General features: G+C 64.3%; 11 protein-coding genes and 1 tRNA gene. 5 read left to right on the forward strand and 7 right to left on the reverse strand.

Going from position 1 to position 17,769, the window contains the following annotated elements:
* Window positions 1–2: 2 nt before the first annotated feature.
* Together HMPREF3172_RS09115 and HMPREF3172_RS09120 are read right to left on the reverse strand one after the other, a co-directional pair.
* Window positions 3–1,994 (reverse strand): acetyl-CoA carboxylase biotin carboxylase subunit, encoded by a 1,992-nt coding sequence (locus tag HMPREF3172_RS09115; protein WP_070517054.1) that lies wholly within the window; start codon window positions 1,992–1,994, stop codon window positions 3–5.
* A 5-nt stretch (window positions 1,995–1,999) separates the two neighbouring features.
* Window positions 2,000–3,619, reverse strand: a complete 1,620-nt coding sequence (locus HMPREF3172_RS09120) for a carboxyl transferase domain-containing protein (RefSeq protein ID WP_070516975.1) — start codon at window positions 3,617–3,619, stop codon at window positions 2,000–2,002.
* Between the two features lie 192 nt (window positions 3,620–3,811).
* Here HMPREF3172_RS09120 and HMPREF3172_RS09125 point away from each other — a divergent pair, with 192 nt between their 5' ends.
* Window positions 3,812–4,501, forward strand: a complete 690-nt coding sequence (locus HMPREF3172_RS09125; protein ID WP_083281496.1) for a TetR/AcrR family transcriptional regulator — start codon at window positions 3,812–3,814, stop codon at window positions 4,499–4,501.
* 103 nt (window positions 4,502–4,604) lie between these two features.
* Here the strand turns inward: HMPREF3172_RS09125 and HMPREF3172_RS09130 are convergent, their stop codons facing one another.
* Together HMPREF3172_RS09130 and HMPREF3172_RS09135 are read right to left on the reverse strand one after the other, a co-directional pair.
* On the reverse strand, window positions 4,605–5,504 hold the full coding sequence (locus HMPREF3172_RS09130) for a universal stress protein (protein ID WP_070516977.1): 900 nt from the start codon (window positions 5,502–5,504) through the stop codon (window positions 4,605–4,607).
* Window positions 5,505–5,763: 259 nt separating this feature from the next.
* Window positions 5,764–5,836 (reverse strand) — tRNA-Thr (locus HMPREF3172_RS09135).
* 160 nt (window positions 5,837–5,996) lie between these two features.
* Between HMPREF3172_RS09135 and HMPREF3172_RS09140 the strand changes: the two genes are divergently transcribed.
* Window positions 5,997–7,124 (forward strand): M20 family metallopeptidase, encoded by a 1,128-nt coding sequence (locus HMPREF3172_RS09140; protein WP_083281499.1) that lies wholly within the window; start codon window positions 5,997–5,999, stop codon window positions 7,122–7,124.
* 86 nt (window positions 7,125–7,210) lie between these two features.
* Here HMPREF3172_RS09140 and pdxS read toward each other — a convergent pair whose 3' ends face one another.
* On the reverse strand, window positions 7,211–8,122 hold the full coding sequence (gene pdxS / locus HMPREF3172_RS09145) for a pyridoxal 5'-phosphate synthase lyase subunit PdxS (RefSeq protein WP_061940879.1): 912 nt from the start codon (window positions 8,120–8,122) through the stop codon (window positions 7,211–7,213).
* Between the two features lie 181 nt (window positions 8,123–8,303).
* On the opposite strand from pdxS, the gene HMPREF3172_RS09150 reads away from it, so the two are divergent.
* Window positions 8,304–9,914, forward strand: a complete 1,611-nt coding sequence (locus HMPREF3172_RS09150) for a MocR-like pyridoxine biosynthesis transcription factor PdxR (RefSeq protein WP_083281501.1) — start codon at window positions 8,304–8,306, stop codon at window positions 9,912–9,914.
* Window positions 9,915–10,002: 88 nt separating this feature from the next.
* On the opposite strand, the gene HMPREF3172_RS09155 is transcribed toward HMPREF3172_RS09150, so the two are convergent.
* Both HMPREF3172_RS09155 and tmk read right to left on the reverse strand, forming a co-directional pair.
* A complete protein-coding gene (locus tag HMPREF3172_RS09155) occupies window positions 10,003–11,157 on the reverse strand; it encodes a DNA polymerase III subunit delta' (RefSeq protein WP_070516981.1) in 1,155 nt (384 codons plus the stop codon).
* Window positions 11,154–13,850 (reverse strand): dTMP kinase, encoded by a 2,697-nt coding sequence (gene tmk, locus HMPREF3172_RS10700; protein WP_070516983.1) that lies wholly within the window; start codon window positions 13,848–13,850, stop codon window positions 11,154–11,156. Before tmk ends, HMPREF3172_RS09155 begins: the two co-directional genes overlap by 4 nt.
* A gap of 98 nt (window positions 13,851–13,948) precedes the next feature.
* Here tmk and HMPREF3172_RS09165 point away from each other — a divergent pair, with 98 nt between their 5' ends.
* Both HMPREF3172_RS09165 and HMPREF3172_RS09170 read left to right on the forward strand, forming a co-directional pair.
* Window positions 13,949–14,704: a lipoate--protein ligase family protein gene (locus HMPREF3172_RS09165; RefSeq protein WP_070516985.1), complete on the forward strand. Its 756-nt coding sequence runs from the start codon at window positions 13,949–13,951 to the stop codon at window positions 14,702–14,704.
* A 202-nt stretch (window positions 14,705–14,906) separates the two neighbouring features.
* Window positions 14,907–17,690, forward strand: coding sequence for an esterase-like activity of phytase family protein (locus HMPREF3172_RS09170; RefSeq protein WP_070516987.1), 2,784 nt, complete (start codon window positions 14,907–14,909; stop codon window positions 17,688–17,690).
* The last annotated feature ends 79 nt before the right edge of the window (window positions 17,691–17,769 follow it).

Genomic DNA, 17,769 nt, shown 5'->3' on the forward strand with positions numbered 1-17,769 from the left:
GGTCAGTCTTCTTCTGCTTCTTCGTCGACGATCGTGACGAGCACTTCGTCCAGTGCCACCTGGGCGCCGACAGCGGCTTTGACGTGAGCGGTGCCGGCGGCGGGTGCGCGCAGCACGTGCTCCATCTTCATGGCCTCCACGACGGCGATCGGGTCGCCTTCAGCGACTTCCGCCCCGTCTTCGACCAGCAGCTGGGTCAGCGATCCCGGCATGGGTGCGCAGATGTCGGCACCCGCGGCACCCGGGTCGAGTTCAGATTCGGCAACGGGGCGCGCAAAGCTGTAGACGCCTCGTTCGCTGGCGACCCAGATCATGCGGGTGTCCGGATCGGCCCACAGCATCGCGGTGTGCTGCACGCCGTCGATCGTGAGCTTGTACACCGTGTCACCGGCTTCCGTGGTGACTGGCGTGAGCTCTTCGCCGCGCCACACGACGGTCTCGACTTCACCGCCGTGGGCCAGTTTCACGCTCACGGCAGGCTGGCGGCTGGATCGCCATCCGCTGGGCCGAGCCCACGCACTGGGCGCTTCTGCGCGCTCCCCTGCCGAGGTGCCGCCGAGTTTCTGTGTCCCCGCAGCTCCCCGGGTGCTCACCACGAACGCGGCGGCGAACAGTTTGTCGATGTCTCCGGCAGCGTGGGCAAGTTCGTCTTCCGTCATGCGGTCAATCAGGCCCGTGTCGAGTTTGCCTTCGACAACATCGTCACGGCGGACCAGGCGGCGGACGAAGTCGATGTTCGTCGTGATGCCCGGCACGGCTGAGCGTGCGAGCGCGGAGTCCAGGCGTGACAGCGCGGTTTCGCGGTCATCAGCGGTGACGATCACCTTGGCGATCATCGGGTCGTAGTCGGACACGATCCGCTGACCGGCTTCGAGACCGGCGTCAATGCGGATGCCCTCGCCTTCGGGGAACTGCACGTCAAGTGCCGTTCCGCCGGTGGGTAGGAAGCCGCGGGAGGGGTCTTCCGCGTAGACGCGCGCTTCGATCGAGTGGCCGGTGAGCGTGATGTCGTCCTGCTTCAGCGAAAGCTCTTCGCCGTTTCCGATCCGCAGCATCCACTCGACCAGGTCAACACCCGTGACCTCTTCGGTGACGGGGTGTTCCACCTGCAGGCGGGTGTTCATCTCCATGAAGAAGAACTCGTCGGGTTTGTCAGCCGAGACGATGAATTCGACCGTGCCGGCACCGCGGTAGCCCACGGAGCGGGCTGTGTCGCAGGCCGCCTGGCCGATGGCCGCGCGGGTTTCTTCGTCCAGCAGCGCCGACGGGGCTTCTTCGATGACCTTCTGGTGGCGGCGCTGCAGCGAGCATTCGCGTTCGCCCAAGTGAATGACATTGCCGTGCTCATCAGCGAGGATCTGCACTTCAATGTGCCGCGGCGTGGCAACCAGGCGCTCAATGAACAGGGTGTCGTCGCCGAAGCTCGACGCTGCCTCGCGGCGGGCTGCAGCAAGAGAGTCCTTGAGGTCCTTCGGGTCGTGCACCGCGTGCATGCCCTTGCCGCCGCCACCGGCTGAGGGCTTGATGAGGATGGGGAAGCCCACCTCGTCAGCCCGCTCAATGAGCTGTTCGTCGGTCAGACCGGCTTCGGCCACACCGGGAACCAGCGGCACATTGCGCGAAGCCACAGCCTGCTTGGCTGTGATCTTGTCACCCATCGTGCGGATGGCCTCGGCGGTCGGTCCGAGGAACACAATCCCCGCGTCCTCACAGGCCTGAGCGAATTCGGCGTTTTCCGACAGGAAGCCGTAGCCGGGGTGAATCGCCTCGGCCCCGGTGTCCTTGGCGGCCTGAATGACCTTGTCGATCCGCAGGTACGATTCCGCAGCAGATGCCGGACCCAAGCGAACCGCGACATCTGCGGCTTTGGTGTGTGCCGCCTCGGCGTCGGCGTCGGAGTACACGGCAACCGTTTTGATGCCCAGCGCACGGCAAGTGCGCATAACGCGCAGGGCGATTTCACCGCGGTTGGCAATGAGAACTGTTGAAAACACAGCGATCACATCCTGAACACGCCGTAGCCGGGCGCGTTGTTGGGGCGGGCAAGCGGGGCGTAGCGGGCGGCTTCCAAAGCCAGTGCGAGCACCTGGCGGGTGTCACCGGGTTCGATGATGCCGTCATCCCACAGCCGTGCGGTCGAATAGTAGGGCACACCCTGGGTTTCGTACTGCTGCAGGACAGGCGCTTTGAATTCGGCTTCTTCTTCAGCCGACCATTCTTCACCGCGCGCCTCAATCTGGTCGCGTTTGACGGTTGAGAGCACGCTGGCTGCCTGTTCGCCGCCCATGACGGAAATGCGGGTGTGCGGCCACATCCACAAAAAACGCGGGCTGTAGGCGCGCCCGCACATCGAGTAGTTGCCGGCTCCGTAGGAACCGCCGATGACGACGGTGAACTTCGGCACCCGGGCGGTGGCCACAGCGTTGACCATCTTCGCGCCGTGCTTGGCAATACCGCCGGCTTCGTAGTCGCGGCCGACCATGAAGCCGGTGATGTTCTGCAGGAAGATCAGCGGGGTGTCGCGCTGGTCGCACAGTTCGATGAAGTGCGCGCCCTTCTGCGCGGATTCGCCGAACAGCACACCGTTGTTGGCGATGATGCCCACGGGGTGCCCGTCCAGGTGGGCAAAACCGGTCACAAGCGTTGTGCCGTATTCGGCTTTGAATTCATGGAACTCGCTGCCGTCGACCAAACGGGCGATGACTTCGCGGACGTCGTACGGGGTTTTGAGATCGGCCGGCACCACCTGGGTGAGTTCGTCCGGGCTGAACAGCGGTTCGCGCGGTTCCCGGCGCGCCCACGCCGGGGTCAGGCTTTCCTGCGGGGACAGGGTGGACACGACATCGCGCATGATCTCCAGGGCGTGCTCGTCATTGGCAGCCAGGTGGTCGGTGACACCCGAGGTGCGCGAATGCAGAGCACCGCCGCCGAGCTCTTCAGCTGTGACGACTTCACCGGTTGCGGCCTTCACCAGAGGCGGGCCGCCCAGGAAGATCGTGCCCTGTTCGTTGACGATGATCGATTCGTCCGCCATCGCCGGAACGTAGGCACCGCCGGCGGTACAGGACCCCATGACGGCGGCCAGCTGCGGAATGCCGGCAGCGGACAGGGTCGCCTGGTTGTAGAAGATGCGGCCGAAGTGCTCACGGTCCGGGAAGACATCGTCCTGGTTGGGCAGGTTGGCGCCGCCGGAGTCCACCAGGTAGATGCAGGGAAGCTGGTTTTCGCGCGCAACTTCCTGGGCGCGCAGGTGCTTCTTGACGGTCATCGGGTAGTAGGTTCCGCCCTTGACCGTGGCGTCGTTGGCGACGATCACGCAGGTGCGGCCGGCAACCACGCCGATGCCGGTGATGATTCCCGCACCCGGGCTGTCGTCGTTGTACATGCCGTTGGCCGCAAGCGGTGAAAGCTCCAGGAACGGAGTGCCCGGGTCGAGCAGCTGCTCAACGCGGTCGCGCGGCAGCAGTTTGCCGCGGTCGATGTGCCGCTGCCGTGAACGCTCAGAACCGCCCAGGGCAGTTTGGGTGATGCGCTCACGCAGTTCGTCAATGAGCGTCTGGTGCGCCGCCGCGCGTTCGGCGCCGACCGCAGCATCAGGCGGCGTGCCAAGTGTCTTCATCCGAACTCCTTCGTACTGGATTCCACTGGGCCGTGAGGTTTCAGACCTTCAGACGGGCTTTCAGAATGTGCTTTCTGACTGCCGCTTGCCGATTTCAGTGAATTGCCACTAACTGAAAGTATAGTATGTCGATGTGTCTCCAGACACAAGCAAGAACACCGGCGGCGAAAGAGCCCAGCAAAGGAGGGCGGCATGACACGCAGCGCAACAGGCGCGACCCGCCCCGGCAACGCCCAGGTACCCGACAATCAGGTGACAGCAGGCAGTGAAGCCGGCGGCACCTCGGAAGCTTCACCGGCCCCGACTAAGCGGCAGGCCGCGAAAGAGCGCAGGCGCCAGCAGATCCTCGATTCGGCCAAAAAGCTGTTTGCCCGTCAAGGGTTCCGCGCCGTCAGCATTGACGACATCGGCGCGGGCGCGGGGATTTCCGGGCCTGCGGTGTACAGGCACTTCGATTCAAAAGAAGCGCTGCTGGCCGAACTTCTGGTCGGCATTTCCAAACGGCTGCACGCTGGCATGAGCAGCATCGTCGCAGCCCACAGTGGCGCACAGCCGCGCGAGGCAATGGAAGACCTCCTGGCCTTCCACGTGGAATTCGCGGTGAACGAACCGGAGCTCATCCGCATTCAGGACCGCGACTTCGAGGCCCTGCAGGAAGGTGACCGCAAACGCGTGCGCCGCCTGCAGAGGGAATACATGACCGGCTGGGAAGACGTGCTGATACACGTGCACCCCGACCTTGAAGTGGCCGGGGTGCGGGTGCTTGTTCAGGCGGTCATCGGGATGCTCAACTCGACGCCCTACGTGGTGCGCAGGCTCGACAAAGACGTCATCGAGCAGCATCTGCGCGACGCCGCCCGCGCGGCACTCCGCCTGGGGTGAAGCACCCAGCGGAGCACCGCGTGCCGGCAGGGTGAGCCCCGCCGGTCGGGGCTCTATTCCCGCCCGTGGATTTTCACCGCTGGGCAGAGGCGGTGAACGGAAGTCAGTTGATGATGCGGCGGCTGGCCAGGCGCGGGTCGTCGCGGAATGTCGACAGCAGCAGCGAGCTGCGCGCTTCGGTCACCAGTCCGGCAGCGGCCCGGCCCAGCTGGACCGCCATGCCGTGGAACAGGTTCACACCGCGCTTGCCGATGCACAGAAGCTGCGCGTCGGCAGACGCCTCAGCGAGCGCTTCGACGGGGTTGGAAGATTCGACGAACTTCGCGGACGCCTTGAGGTCGCGGAATTCTGAGCGCAGCCACGTGAGGTCGAAGTCGACCTGCGAGTTGGCCCGGTCAGAGTTTTCCAGAGTTCCGGTGGCGACGACCACCTGGAGGGGGACTCCCGCCCGCTGTGCGAATTCCGCTGCATCGAGTGCGGCAACCGCCGAATACTCTGAGGTGTCCATGCCGACAATGACGGGGCGTTCGCCACGACTGTCTTCACTGTCTTCAGAATCGTCAACGGGTCGGTGAATGAGGACCGGGCACAGTGCGTGTCCCGGCAAGCCGCGGCTGACGGTGCCGATCCTTCCGGCAACGGGCTGGTCTGATCCGTGGTGGCCGATGACCAGCAGGCCGGCGTCCATGCCGCACCTGTCGAGCTCTTCTGCCGGATCGCCGAACAGCACGCGGGATTTCACTGAAGCGCCATCGGGAATGTCGAGTTTAGACATGACGCGCTCAATTGCGTCTTCGCCTTTTTCCCGCTGTTCTGGTGTTCCGACGGTTGAGAAAGTGCCGGGCAGATTGTGTTCGTAGTCCCCTGCCGGACGTTCGGTTTTGATGACGGTGACAAGGTCAATAGGAGCGTCCTGCGCGAAGTTGTCCACGGCGAACTGTGCCGCTTTGCGGCTTGAACCAGAACCGTCGATTCCGACGACGACGTCTCCGCTGATCTTCACGTAGCACTCCCGGTAGAAGGTCTGCCTTTCCTGCACCCTACTGTAACCCGGACCACACTCCCCCACGGCACAGGCGGCTGAGCCCGATTTCCTCTTCGAAGGGCTTGCCGCCCAACAGCAGGATGCGGCCGGATTCATCTGAACGGCCGGTGAGGCGAGCGCGTGCACATTGGTACGAGAACAGCGCGAAGCCGAGCCGCGCCTCGTGAGATAAAAAGAAGCTCCCCTTCCTATTTGGAAGGGGAGCTTCTCTGTGCCGAGCCGCCTGCCGGAATCGAACCGGCGACCTATTCATTACGAGTGAATCGCTCTGCCGACTGAGCTAAGGCGGCAACTCGGAAAATGATACTCGAACGCAAAGACAAGAGCAAAACGAACAAAGCCCTCGCGCACCCACCCAGTAAGGTGACAAGGGGCAAGCCCACCAGCCGCATGACAGGCGGCACGCACACACAAGTCGACAGTAAGCAGAATCAGGACAGGGAATCACCAGTGGACAGCACGGAACTCGACCGATTCATCCGCCATTTCCGCACGCTAGTGGAATGCGAATCACCGTCGATGGACCACTACGCACTGTCACAGTCCGCCAGAGTTCACGCCGCCGTCGGCAAAGAACTGCTGGGCGTGGCGCCGCGGATCATCACGGTTTCCGACACTCCCCACCTGCTGTGGCGGTTCGGCACACAGCCGCGGAAAGTCGTCATGATCGGCCACCATGACACCGTGTGGCCCATCGGCACGCTCGACACCATGCCGTTTGCCGTCAACAAGGGCGTCATCACCGGCCCCGGCACCGACGACATGAAGGGCGGCAACCTCATCGCCCTGTACGCCGCCGCCCGCGTGCAGAAGAAACTCGGCTCACTCGATGGGCTGTCGATCTTCATCAACGGCGATGAGGAGCTCGGCTCACCATCGTCACGCCACCTGATCGAAACGGAGGCCCACGGGGCTTCGGCCGCCTTGGTCTTCGAATCCGGCGGGCCAGATGGTGAGCTCAAAGCTGCACGCAAAGGCGTTGCACTCTACGGGCTGAACATCACCGGGCGGGCAGCCCACGCGGGCGTTGAACCCGAACGCGGCATCAACGCCACCGTCGAAGCCGCCCACCAGATCCTCACCGTGGAGCGGCTGAACGACCCTGCGGTGGGCACGTCTGTCATCCCCACCGCAATGCACTCGGGCACCACAACCAACACCGTGCCGGCCGAAGCGCAGCTCGACATTGATTCGCGCGCACTGACGGTCGCCGAACAGCTGCGGGTCGACTCAGCACTGCATTCGCTCACCCCGCACCTGCCGGGGGCACAGGTCGAACTGACCGGCGGCATCAACCGCCCGCCTATGGAGGAACGCTCCAGCCGACCGCTGATCGAACTGGCTCAGCACATCGCCGACAGTCAGGGGCTGCCGGAAGTACGGCCGATTTCGGTGGGCGGCGGGTCCGACGGCAACTTCACCGCCGGCATCGGAGTGCCCACCGTTGATGGTCTCGGCACGGTCGGCGGAGGTTCGCACGCTGACGACGAACACGCGCTCGTCGACTGGATCGGTCCGCGCACCACACTGACCGCCGGCATGCTCGAACACCTGCTGACAGAAGGTCTGCCAAGCTGAGCCGGGCTGGACTGAGCCGGGCTGAACTGAGCCAGGCCACTCTGGGCTGACACGGGCCGTGCTGAGCCCGGGTCAGCCCTGAAGGCTCACCAACCGCGTTCGGCCAGGCGGTGCGGCGCGGGAAGGTCTGCGACGTTGATGCCGACCATCGCCTCGCCCAGGCCGCGGGACACATCCGCGATGACGGTCGGGTCGTTGTAGTTCTGCACGGCGGTCACGATGGCCTTGGCGCGTGCTTCGGGGTTGCCGGACTTGAAAATGCCCGAACCGACGAACACGCCGTCAGCACCCAGCTGCATCATGAACGCGGCATCAGCCGGGGTGGCGACACCGCCGGCAACCAGCAGCGGGACCGGCAGGCGACGCTCACGGGCGGTTTCGACGACCAGTTCGTACGGCGCCTGGAGTTCCTTCGCGCGGACGTAGAGTTCGTCGGGCGCGTTTTCGTACAGGGCTGCGATTTCGTTGATTTCGCGGTTGAGCGTGCGGATGTGCTTGGTGGCTTCCGAAACATCGCCCGTGCCGGCCTCACCCTTGGAGCGGATCATGGCGGCACCCTCGTTGATGCGGCGCAGCGCTTCACCCAGGTTGGTGGCACCGCAGACAAACGGAACGTCGAAAGCGTGCTTGTCGATGTGGTTGACGTAGTCGGCGGGGCTGAGAACTTCGGATTCGTCAACGAAGTCCACGCCGAGCGACTGCAGCACCTGCGCTTCGACCTGATGGCCGATGCGGGCCTTGGCCATGACGGGCACGTCAACGGCTTCGATGATCGAGTCGATAAGGTCCGGGTCGGACATGCGGGCCACACCGCCCTGCGCGCGGATGTCGGCAGGCACGCGCTCAAGGGCCATGACGGCACACGCACCGGCATCAGCGGCAATGTGGGCTTGCTCGGCAGTGACGACGTCCATGATGACGCCGCCCTTGAACTGGTCTGCCAGGCCTCGCTTGACCATGCTCGACTGAGCGGCTGTCTGATGTCCGGGTGCTGCCATGGGAAATCCTTTCGGGCTTCGGCCGCTTGGGCGTGCGATGCCTGCGACATTTGCGGCACTGTGCCGGGGCGGCCAACTGATGTGACTTCGCCCATCGTGGCCCGTAAAGCGGATCAAAGCCAGGTCCAGTTCTGCATCCCAGCATTAGACCACTTATCCGGCGGTCAGCTACTGTCTGAGCATGGCCCGCACCCCTCGCCCAGTGACGCTGCCTGTGTCCGTTGATCGCAGCACAAGCGTTTCGCTTCCCGTGCAGATCGCCGGTCAGCTGCGCTCCCTGATTGAAACCGGGACTCTCGTTCCCGGCACCGAACTGCCGTCAACCCGCAGCCTCGCCCGCTTAGCAGGAGTATCGCGCGGCACGGTTGTCGCCGCCTACGAACAGCTGACCGCCGAAGGGTGCATTGTGTCGGCAGAAGGCTCTGGCACGATCGTCAGCCCCGACCTCGCCGCGGTCCCACGCCCAGCGGCAGCCGAGCACCCGCCGACCCCAACCAAGCTGCACAACCGCGGGCAGGCACCTCGGGCATCTCGCGAAAGTGAGAGTGAAGACGCAGCGGCCGACGAGTTCCGTGCGAACGACCAGACCGACGCGGCCCGCCGGAGCAGCCGTGGTAGCGCAGGAGCGGGCTCCACCTCGTCAATCAGCCTCCTGCCCTCCCGTGTGGACGGCTCTGGGGTGGTGTCGCCCACGTGGCGGGCGGCCTGGCGGTCGGCCGCGCGTGAAGCCGAAGAAGACTTCCGGGAGGGGAGCTCAGAACCACTGGGTCTTGCCGAACTGCGAGTCGCTTTTGCCGACCGGCTGCGACGTGTGCGCGGCATGCCCGCCTCTGCCGAGCGAGTTGTCGTCACCGCGGGTGCTCGCGACGGCCTTCGCCTGGTTCTGGACTGTCTGCAGCACCGAATGGGACGAGGTGGAGACGCGACCGGGTCGGCAGTGTCAGTTGGACGGCCAGTGCTGAACATCGGCATTGAATCCCCCGGGTATCCGGGCCTGCGACGAGCTGTCGAGGCTTTGGGCCACCGGCTGATTCCTGTGCCCGTTGACGATCACGGGCTGGTTCCCGAGCAGATCCCGGATGGTCTGGACGCGCTCATTGTGACGCCCTCGCACCAATATCCGCTGGGTGGTTCGCTGCCGCTGGCCAGGCGGCTGGCGGTATTGGCTGCAGCCGATTCGCATGGTTTCACTGTGATCGAGGATGATCACACCGCCGAGTTCCGATGGGACGCAGCGCCTTTGCCGACTTTGGCTGGGCTTGCGGTTTCGGAGCGCGCACCGGTCGTTCTGCTGTCATCATTGGCGTCGCTCATCAGCCCCGGCATTGCTTTGGGCCACCTGCACGTGCCGGCGAAGTGGATCGATGATCTTGCGGTTCTGCGCGCACAGCTGGGAGCGCCGGTGAGCCGGATTCTGCAGCGGGCAGTGGCTGGACTCATTGAGTCGGGTGGTTTGGAACGTCACGCGGCGGCGGTGCGCGCACAGCATCGGATCAAGTTGGATGTTGTGCGGACGGTGCTGGGGCGGGTTCCCGGATTCCATGTTGACGAGGTGCCGGGCGGCCTCGCCGCTGTTGTCACGGTCGATCTGCCGGAAGCTGAGCTGGTTGCCGCGGCTCAATCGCACGGGGTTCGGGTGCAGCCGCTGTCGGAGTACTGGGCTGGGCAGGGGCCTGGCGGTGTGGGTGACGGTGGACTGCCGGATGGGATTGTTGTGGGCTTCGGCGGGCCGGAGGACGAACTGCACACGGGGCTTCGCCGGCTTGTGGAGGCTGCCCGCTCGCTGAGGTGATGTGGTGCGGGCTGCAACACGGTGCCCCGTTTGCTGGCAGCGCCGTTCCTGCGTACTGCTCCCGAGCGCGCGGACTCAGCCCACAGACTCAGCGCGTCGTGTGAGTTTCCAGCCAGGGGTTGGCCAGTCCGATGAACGCGGCTTCGACGATCAGCAGGGGTGCGGTGTTGGTCTGCAGGCGTTCGCGGGCCAGTTCAAGCACGTTGATGCGCTTGAGCGTAGTTGTGGCGTCGTCTTGTGCAGCGATTTCGCGGATGAGTTCGGCTTCGCTGATGTTGATGAGTGTGTCGCCGCTGCCCAGCTGGGTCAGCAGAACATCGCGGTACAGCGAAAGAAGTTCCAGCATGATCGAGTCGAGTTCGTCAGCCCGTGCGCGAACTGCTCGACGCTTCTGTTCTTCTTCTAATTTCTTCACCTGCGGGCGCAGAGCTGGCGGCACTGCTTTGCCGGGTTCGACTCCCAAGGTTTCGAGCAGTTCGGCGCGTTCTTTCTCAGAACGGGCTTTTGTGCGCTCTTCGGCACGTTCGGATGCAGCTTCGACTGTTCGCCCCGCCAGTCGCACTGTGGCGCCGACGGATGTGAGCCGCTGCGGGATTTCAAGGATCCTGTGGCGAGCCTGAGCTGCGTCGTCATCAAGTGCCAGATGTTTGGCCCTTCCGATGTGGTTCTGTGCGGCGGCAGCAGCCCATTTGGCACGCTCGGGGTCGACACCGTCGCGGTTGACCAGCAGCTGGGCAACGGCTTCTGCCGGAGGGATGCGCAGGCCCACGGTCCGGCAGCGCGACCGGATGGTGGTCAGGACGTCTTCGGGGCTGGGCGCGCAGAGGATCCACACCGTGGTCGGGGGTGGTTCTTCGATGGCTTTGAGCAGCACGTTGGAGGTGCGTTCGGCCATGCGGTCGGCGTCTTCGATGATGATGACGCGCCAATCGGCGTTGACCGGTGAGCTTTGCGAGGTGCTGACCAGCTGGCGCACTTCGTCAATGGAGATGACGGACTTCTGGGTGCGCAGCATCGTCATTGATTCGTGGGTGCCGGAGAGTGCTCGCTGTGCCTCGGGACTGAGGCTTGCGCCGTGGTCTTCAGTCAGCAGCGCGGCAGCGAAGGCCCGGGCCGCATTTGATCGGCCCGAACCGGGTGGACCGGTGATAAGCCACGCGTGCGTCATCCCCTGGCCGGCAGCAGCAGCGGACAGTTCGCTGATGGCTGCTTCTTGGCCGACGAGGTCATCCCACACACTCACCGTTTGTCCCTGCGGGCCTGGCGCAGACGTTCGCGCGCCTGGCGTTCGATTTCGGCCTGCTTGCGCAGCTTTTCGGCGCTCTGTTCCGGCTGGGACGGCAGAATGCGGGTTGCGGCATCGTCGTCAGCGCTCACAGACGGTGTGTCCGGAAGGATTGTGTCAGCTTCCGGCACGGGAGCAGGTTTCGCTTCCGGCTTCGGCGGAACACTGCTGTCAGGGTCTGCGGCGGTGTCAGCGCTTTCAGCACTGCCCGCAGCAGTTTCGACCTGTTCCGGTTCAGCGGATTCCTGCTGTTCCTCTGCGCGCTTCGACTGAATGTCAGCTGGCTTCTGGCCTTCGCTTGTTTCCTGCGATCCGGCAGCTGGTTTCTGCTGTTCTTCTGCTGGTTTCACGACGGGCATCTGTGAAACCGCCGGACCCTGCGCCGAAGCTGACTGGCCAGACGCGCCCTGTGAGCGCTGCTCTGATTCGGCAGGAACATTCTCAGCTTCGAGCGAAAGCATGGCCTGTGTGGCATCGGGGTCGTCCGATGTCAGCAGATCCGCTGAGGAGCGCCGCGGGGTTTGCGAGTGGTCCTGCTGCCCCTGCGGCCTGCGGCCCAGGCCCGCAGCATCAAGTGCCGCATCGAGAGCCGCGGCGATGTCCTCAGAGACCTTCTGTGCGGGCTGATCGGCGTTGATGACCACGTAGCGGTGCGGGTTTTCTTCCGCAAGAGACAGGAAACGTGCGCGCACTCGGCCACGGAACTCTGCGGACTGTTTGTCCAGGTGATTTTCATTGCCGCGCTGTGATGTGCGCTTGGCAGAGGCTTCTGGGGAAATGTCCAACAGCAGTGTGAGATTGGGCATGAGCCCATCAGTTCCCCACGCGGACAGGGCGAAGATGTCTTCTTCTGCAAGTTCGCGGCCGGCCGCCTGGTAGGCAAGCGAGGAGTCGATGTAGCGGTCGGTGACGACGACCCCGCCGGACCTCAGGGTGGGGTCGATCAGGGAGGCCACGTGGTGTGACCTGTCGGCGGCGTACAGCAGCGCCTCGGACTTCGGGGTGACTCCCTGGCCGTCGAGAATTGCGGCGCGGATCTGCTTGCCCTTGTCGGTGCCGCCGGGTTCGCGGGTGGTTTCGACATTGTGCAGGCCGCGGGCGGCCAAGTGCTTGCGGATGAAGTCGATCTGCGTTGTCTTGCCCGAACCGTCGGGACCTTCGACCGCGATAAAGAAACCGCTCTGCGCGGTCCGCACGGAGGGCGTCTGCAGGCCGCCACCGGACTGAGCTGCCTGCCCACCGTGCCCAGCAGGTGCGGCCGGTGCGTGCGGCTGTTTGGGGCCGTGCGCGCCTGCAGAACCGGCAGACTGACCCGGTTGCCCGTCTGCTGTCCGCGTGCGGAACGCGTGGACGATGTCGACGCCGATGCCGTGAATACCGGTGGGTGAGAACAGGAACAGCGCGATGATGCCGCCGACCATGGCCAGGAGTCCGACACTGGACACTGCTACTGCAGAGCCTGTGATGTTCCAGGTTGAGGCTTCGCTCAGCACGACTGTGAAGCGTGCGTCCAGGCTGAGGATAAGCAGTGTGATGATGGCGCCGATGCCCAGGCCGATGCGCCGTGAAATCTGGTAGTCCTGCGCCCGCACGCCCACACCGACGGCGAAGGCAGCCGCGGCGAACAGCAGCGCAGTGCCGGAGACTTCGTGAACCATGCCGCCGAGAATGGCGAGAACGCCCGCGCCGATAAGCGAAAAGGCGGTGAGCCTGGGCCGGGTCATGCCGGGAGCGAAAGTCGGCCCCGCCTCGTACCCGGCAGCCCAACCGACCAGAACGGCACACACCATGAGCCCGAGGCTCATGATGCCGAACGATTCGTCAGAAGCAGTAGGCACAATCACCACGAAGATTGAGCCGATCACGCCGAACAGCGCGTACACCGGCCACGGGGTGCCCACATCTACGTGGGCGCGAGCCTGTCGCAGCGCACGGGTCAGCGGGAACGCCCCGGTGGAGGGAATGCGGGAGCGCTGCAACGGCGAAACGATGATGAGCACGCCGGCCAGGATGATGACAATGCCGGATGCGAAGACCGTCCATGGCACGGCGGGCATGCCGGCGCCGATGCCCGCCCGAATCTGGGCGACCGCGCCGATGAAGAAGAAGATCACTGCAGACACGGTGCCCGCACGCCAGGGCTTGGTGTGCAGTTCCGGGGTGTGAATGACCTGCAGAGAAATGAGCGCACCGAGGAACAGCGCAGCAATCGCACCCATCCACACAGTTGAGTACACGCCGAAGACAATGAGGGTGATGCCCGTCAGCACGGACGTGATGGTCAGAATCAGAGTGCGCTGCGAAAACTCCATCGAGCGGACCCGCTTGAGCGGCAGAAAGCTGCCGATGCCCAAAAGCACGATGACCGCCAAGTACGCAGGATTGGCGAAATTGCGGTTGAAATCGCCGTCAGCTTCGCGCTGCACAACAGCGGCGAGCGCACCCCCTCGGGCCGAAGATGCAAAGCCCACAACACCGGCCAGAGAATACGTCAGCAGGACAGAGGACATCACGGCCAGCCACGTCGCGGCTTCAAGAACCGCATGCCCGATGACACCGCGCTGCGGGGTGATGGCCGCAATCCGGTCAGAGGTGTCTGCGTTCGGGCCGCCGAAAGACTGCTTGGCCGAAAGCCTCTTGTCATTGCTCATCTGATGACCTCCTGTGTCCTGACAAACCCAGCCTACGTTGACCCTCTGACACGACGCTGAACACACACCGTTCGAAAGCGTCCCGCTACAGTGTTTTCGTGTCGACACTCCATTTTCTGCCCCGAGGTCACGACGACCCGCTGACCACGCTGTCCCTGGCTCGCGTGCTCCTCGACTCTGTGCGTGCGGGGCGCAGGCCCGGTGCGCTGCGCATTTACCGGCCCGAACCGACCGTTGTGTTCGGCGGCCGCGACCGGTTCCTCGCCGGGTTCGACGACGCGGTCGGCAAGGCGCGCGAAGCCGGGTTCACTCCCCTGTTGCGCACACTCGGCGGACGAGTTGCGGCCTACCACCACGGCAGCCTCGTGATCGACCACGTGGAGCCCGCAGACCAGATGTTCACGGGCACTCAGGCACGCTTCACCTCGTTCGGTGACATGTATGTGCGGGCCCTGCAGTCATTGGGGGTCGACGCGCGGCTTGGGGAGATCCCCGGCGAGTACTGTCCCGGTGAACACAGCGTCAACGTCGCCGGGAAGATCAAGGCGATCGGCACGGCACAGCGGGTGACGAAGACGGGGTGGCTGTTCTCATCGTCGGTCATCGTCACGGATCCGGCCCCCATTCGCTCCGTCCTGACGGATGTCGAGGCGGCGCTCGGGGTCGACTGGGACCCCGCGACCGGCGGGTCGATCAGCGAAGTCCATCCGGACATCACTGTCGATGCAGTCGAGCAGGCCTTTCTGGCGGAATATGCGCGTGGCTATGACCTTGAGCCGTCGGAGTTCTCAGCCGAGGAAATCGAGGCGGCCGGCGCGTACAACTCGGTCAGCCAGCTCGAATCCACGCGCTGATGCAGATTTGCGCTTTAATGCAGCGCATCAGCGCGTGAAACTGCATTAAAGCGTGAGAACGGCCCGCCGCGGCCGCGCAGGCAACCCGCCACCCCACACCCCGCCCAGCCCGTTCACGCAGTTTTACCCTCAGTGAAACGGTGAGTTCACCAGCAAGTACGACGGTGAATAGGTTCGATTTCGGCCTGCAGAAAGTTCATCCGTGAAGCTCACTCGTCTTGCCCCCGCAGTACTCGCCGCCGGTCTGATCGCCGGCGTCGGCATCACCCCCGCTGTTCTCAGCGCATCCGGAGACACGACCCCGGCAAACGCGCAGACGGCCGCTTCCGGCGCCTCGTTCGCCCGGACCGCGACCTACCCCGTCTACGAAAACCGCCCTGACGGCGTCGACATCGCAGACGAAACCGTTGCCGAGATTTCCGACATCTCCGAAGACGGCAAGACGATGGTCTACACCGACGCTGCGGGCAAGCGCATCGGATTCCTCGATGTCAGCGACCCCGGCAGCCCCAAGGGACTCGGCACTGTCAGCCTCGCAACCCTTGGCAACGCGGACGACGAACCGACCTCGGTCGCAGTAGTAGGCGAATACGTGCTCGTCGTCATCAGCGAAACCGGCAAGGACTACGAAAACCCCAAGGGCCGCGTTGACGTCATCAAGCTGAGCGACCACAAAAAGGTCGGCTCCTACGATCTGGGCGGCCAGCCCGACTCGATTGCCATCAGCCCCGACGGCAAGCGCGCCGCAATTGCGATTGAAAACGAACGTGACGAAGACAAGGGCGACGGCGGGCTCCCCCAGCAGCCGACCGGCTTCGTCCAGACGATCAAGCTCGAAGGCGACCCCGCCTCGGATTGGAAGCCCGAACCTGTTCGCTTCCACAATGAGGACGGCACTCCCCTGCCCAAGGTCGCCGAGGCTGGTCTTGACACTCCTGAGGACCTCGAACCTGAGTACGTGTCGATCAACGGCCGCAACCAGCTGGCCGTCACGCTGCAGGAAAACAACGGTGTGGCGATCATCGACCTGAACACCAACGAAATTACGAGTGTTTTCAGCACCGGCAGCGTTGACCTTGAGAACGTCGACGCCAAGAAGGACAAGCTCATCAAGCCCACGGATTCGCTGGGCGGCGTGCCGCGTGAGCCCGATGCGATTGCCTGGATTGACGATGAGCACCTGGCCACCGCCAACGAGGGCGACTGGAAGGGCGGCAGCCGCGGATGGTCGGTCTTCGACAGCAGCGGCAAGGTCGTGTGGGATGCGGGTTCGTCGATTGAGGACATCGCCAACCGCTACGGCCTGCACAACAACAAGCGCGCCGAAAAGAAGGGCCCGGAAATCGAGGGCATTGCAACGGCCACCATGAACGGCACCCGCTACGCCTTCGTCGGTTCGGAGCGTTCGAACTTCGTAGCCGTCTACAACGTTGAAAACCCGGCCGAGCCCGAATTCGTGCAGCTGCTGTTCACCACCAACGGTCCGGAGGGCATCCTGCCGGTTGAAAACCGCAACATGCTGCTGGTCTCCAGCGAGGTCGACGAAGCCAAGAACGGCGTGCGTTCGGCCGTCAATGTCTACCAGCTGTCCGACAAGAAGGACCCCCAGCCGTCAATCGTGGCGGATAAGTCCGAACTGGGCTTCAGCGCTCTGGGCGCTCTGACCGCCCACCCGACTGACGCAAAGACCCTGTACGCCGCATCGGACTCCGCTCTGGCCGAAGGCCGCGTGTACACGGTCGATGTCAGCGACAAGAACGCACCCGCCCGCATCACTGACGCTCGTTCCGTCATGCAGGACGGCAAGCCTGCCGAGGGCCTCGACATTGAGGGCATTTCCGCACGTGAAGACGGCGGTTTCTGGATTGCCTCAGAAGGCAAGACCGGTGACAAGAATGCGATTCACCGCACGGACGGCGAGCTCAACATCAAGGAGACCATCAGCCTGCCGGACGATGTTGCCAAGCACATCGGCAAGTGGGGGCTTGAGGGCGTTGACGCAATTGACGACGGCAAGGGCGGCGAATACGTCTACGCCGCAATCCAGCGTCCCCTGTGGAAAGACCCCGAAGCCAAGCCGCTCGAAGCGCTCGAGGGCGACAACACCGTGCGCATCGGCCGCTACAGCACCACCGACAAGACCTGGGAGTGGTTCTCCTACGAGCTCGACTCCACTGACAAGGACGGCGACTGGATGGGCCTGTCCGAACTCACCGTGGTCGACAAGAACACTCTCGCCGTGATCGAACGCGACAAGCAGAACGGCCCCAACGCTGCGGTTAAGCGCATCATGAAGGTCACACTGCCGGATGGTGCTGAGGCTGGCGGCGCGGTTGAGGCTGGTACGGCTGACGAGGCGCCAATCGCCGGCAGCGGCACCGCTCCGGGTGCCGACGGCTCGGGTTCGGGTGGCGCGGCCGGCGCTGCAGAGGACGGCGCAAAGCCGCAGAAGGTCAAGAAGGCTGTTGCGGTTGACGTGTTGCCGAAGCTGCAGGCGCTCAACGGCTGGACGCAGGAAAAGCTGGAAGGCTTCACCATCGCGGCTGACGGCGAAGCCTACGCCGTCACCGACAACGACGCTCTCGATGACGCAACCGGTGAAACTGTGTTCCTGCGCTTGGGCAAGGTCTTCGGCGAAGATGCGCCTCCTGCAGAGGAAGAACCGGGCGATGACAACGCTGACGGCCCCTCCGATGACCCCACGGGCGGTGCTGAAGACGGCCAGGAGGGCGGCACCTCGGGAGACTCCGGCGATGCTGGCAGTGATGGCGGCGCAGACGAAGCCGGCGACGAGCCGACTGACAAGGCCGGCGACAAGGCCACCGGCAACGCCAGCGACAAGGCCGGCCCCGAGGCGAAGGCGCCCTCCTCGAAGGGTGGGGCTCTGCCGCGCACGGGTGTGAGCATCGCTGCGGCACTTGCTGCGGCCGCTGTGTTCATCGGCGGAGGCTTCGGCCTGCAAGCTTTGGCTCGCCGCCGCGGCTGATTCCACGGCCCCACCCGCTTAGCCGACAGCCCAGATTCACGCTTTAATGCAACCTCACGCGCAAATGCGCCGCATTAAA

The sequence above is a fragment of the Brevibacterium sp. HMSC08F02 genome, assembly GCF_001807555.1.
GTDB classification, from domain to species: domain Bacteria; phylum Actinomycetota; class Actinomycetes; order Actinomycetales; family Brevibacteriaceae; genus Brevibacterium; species Brevibacterium ravenspurgense.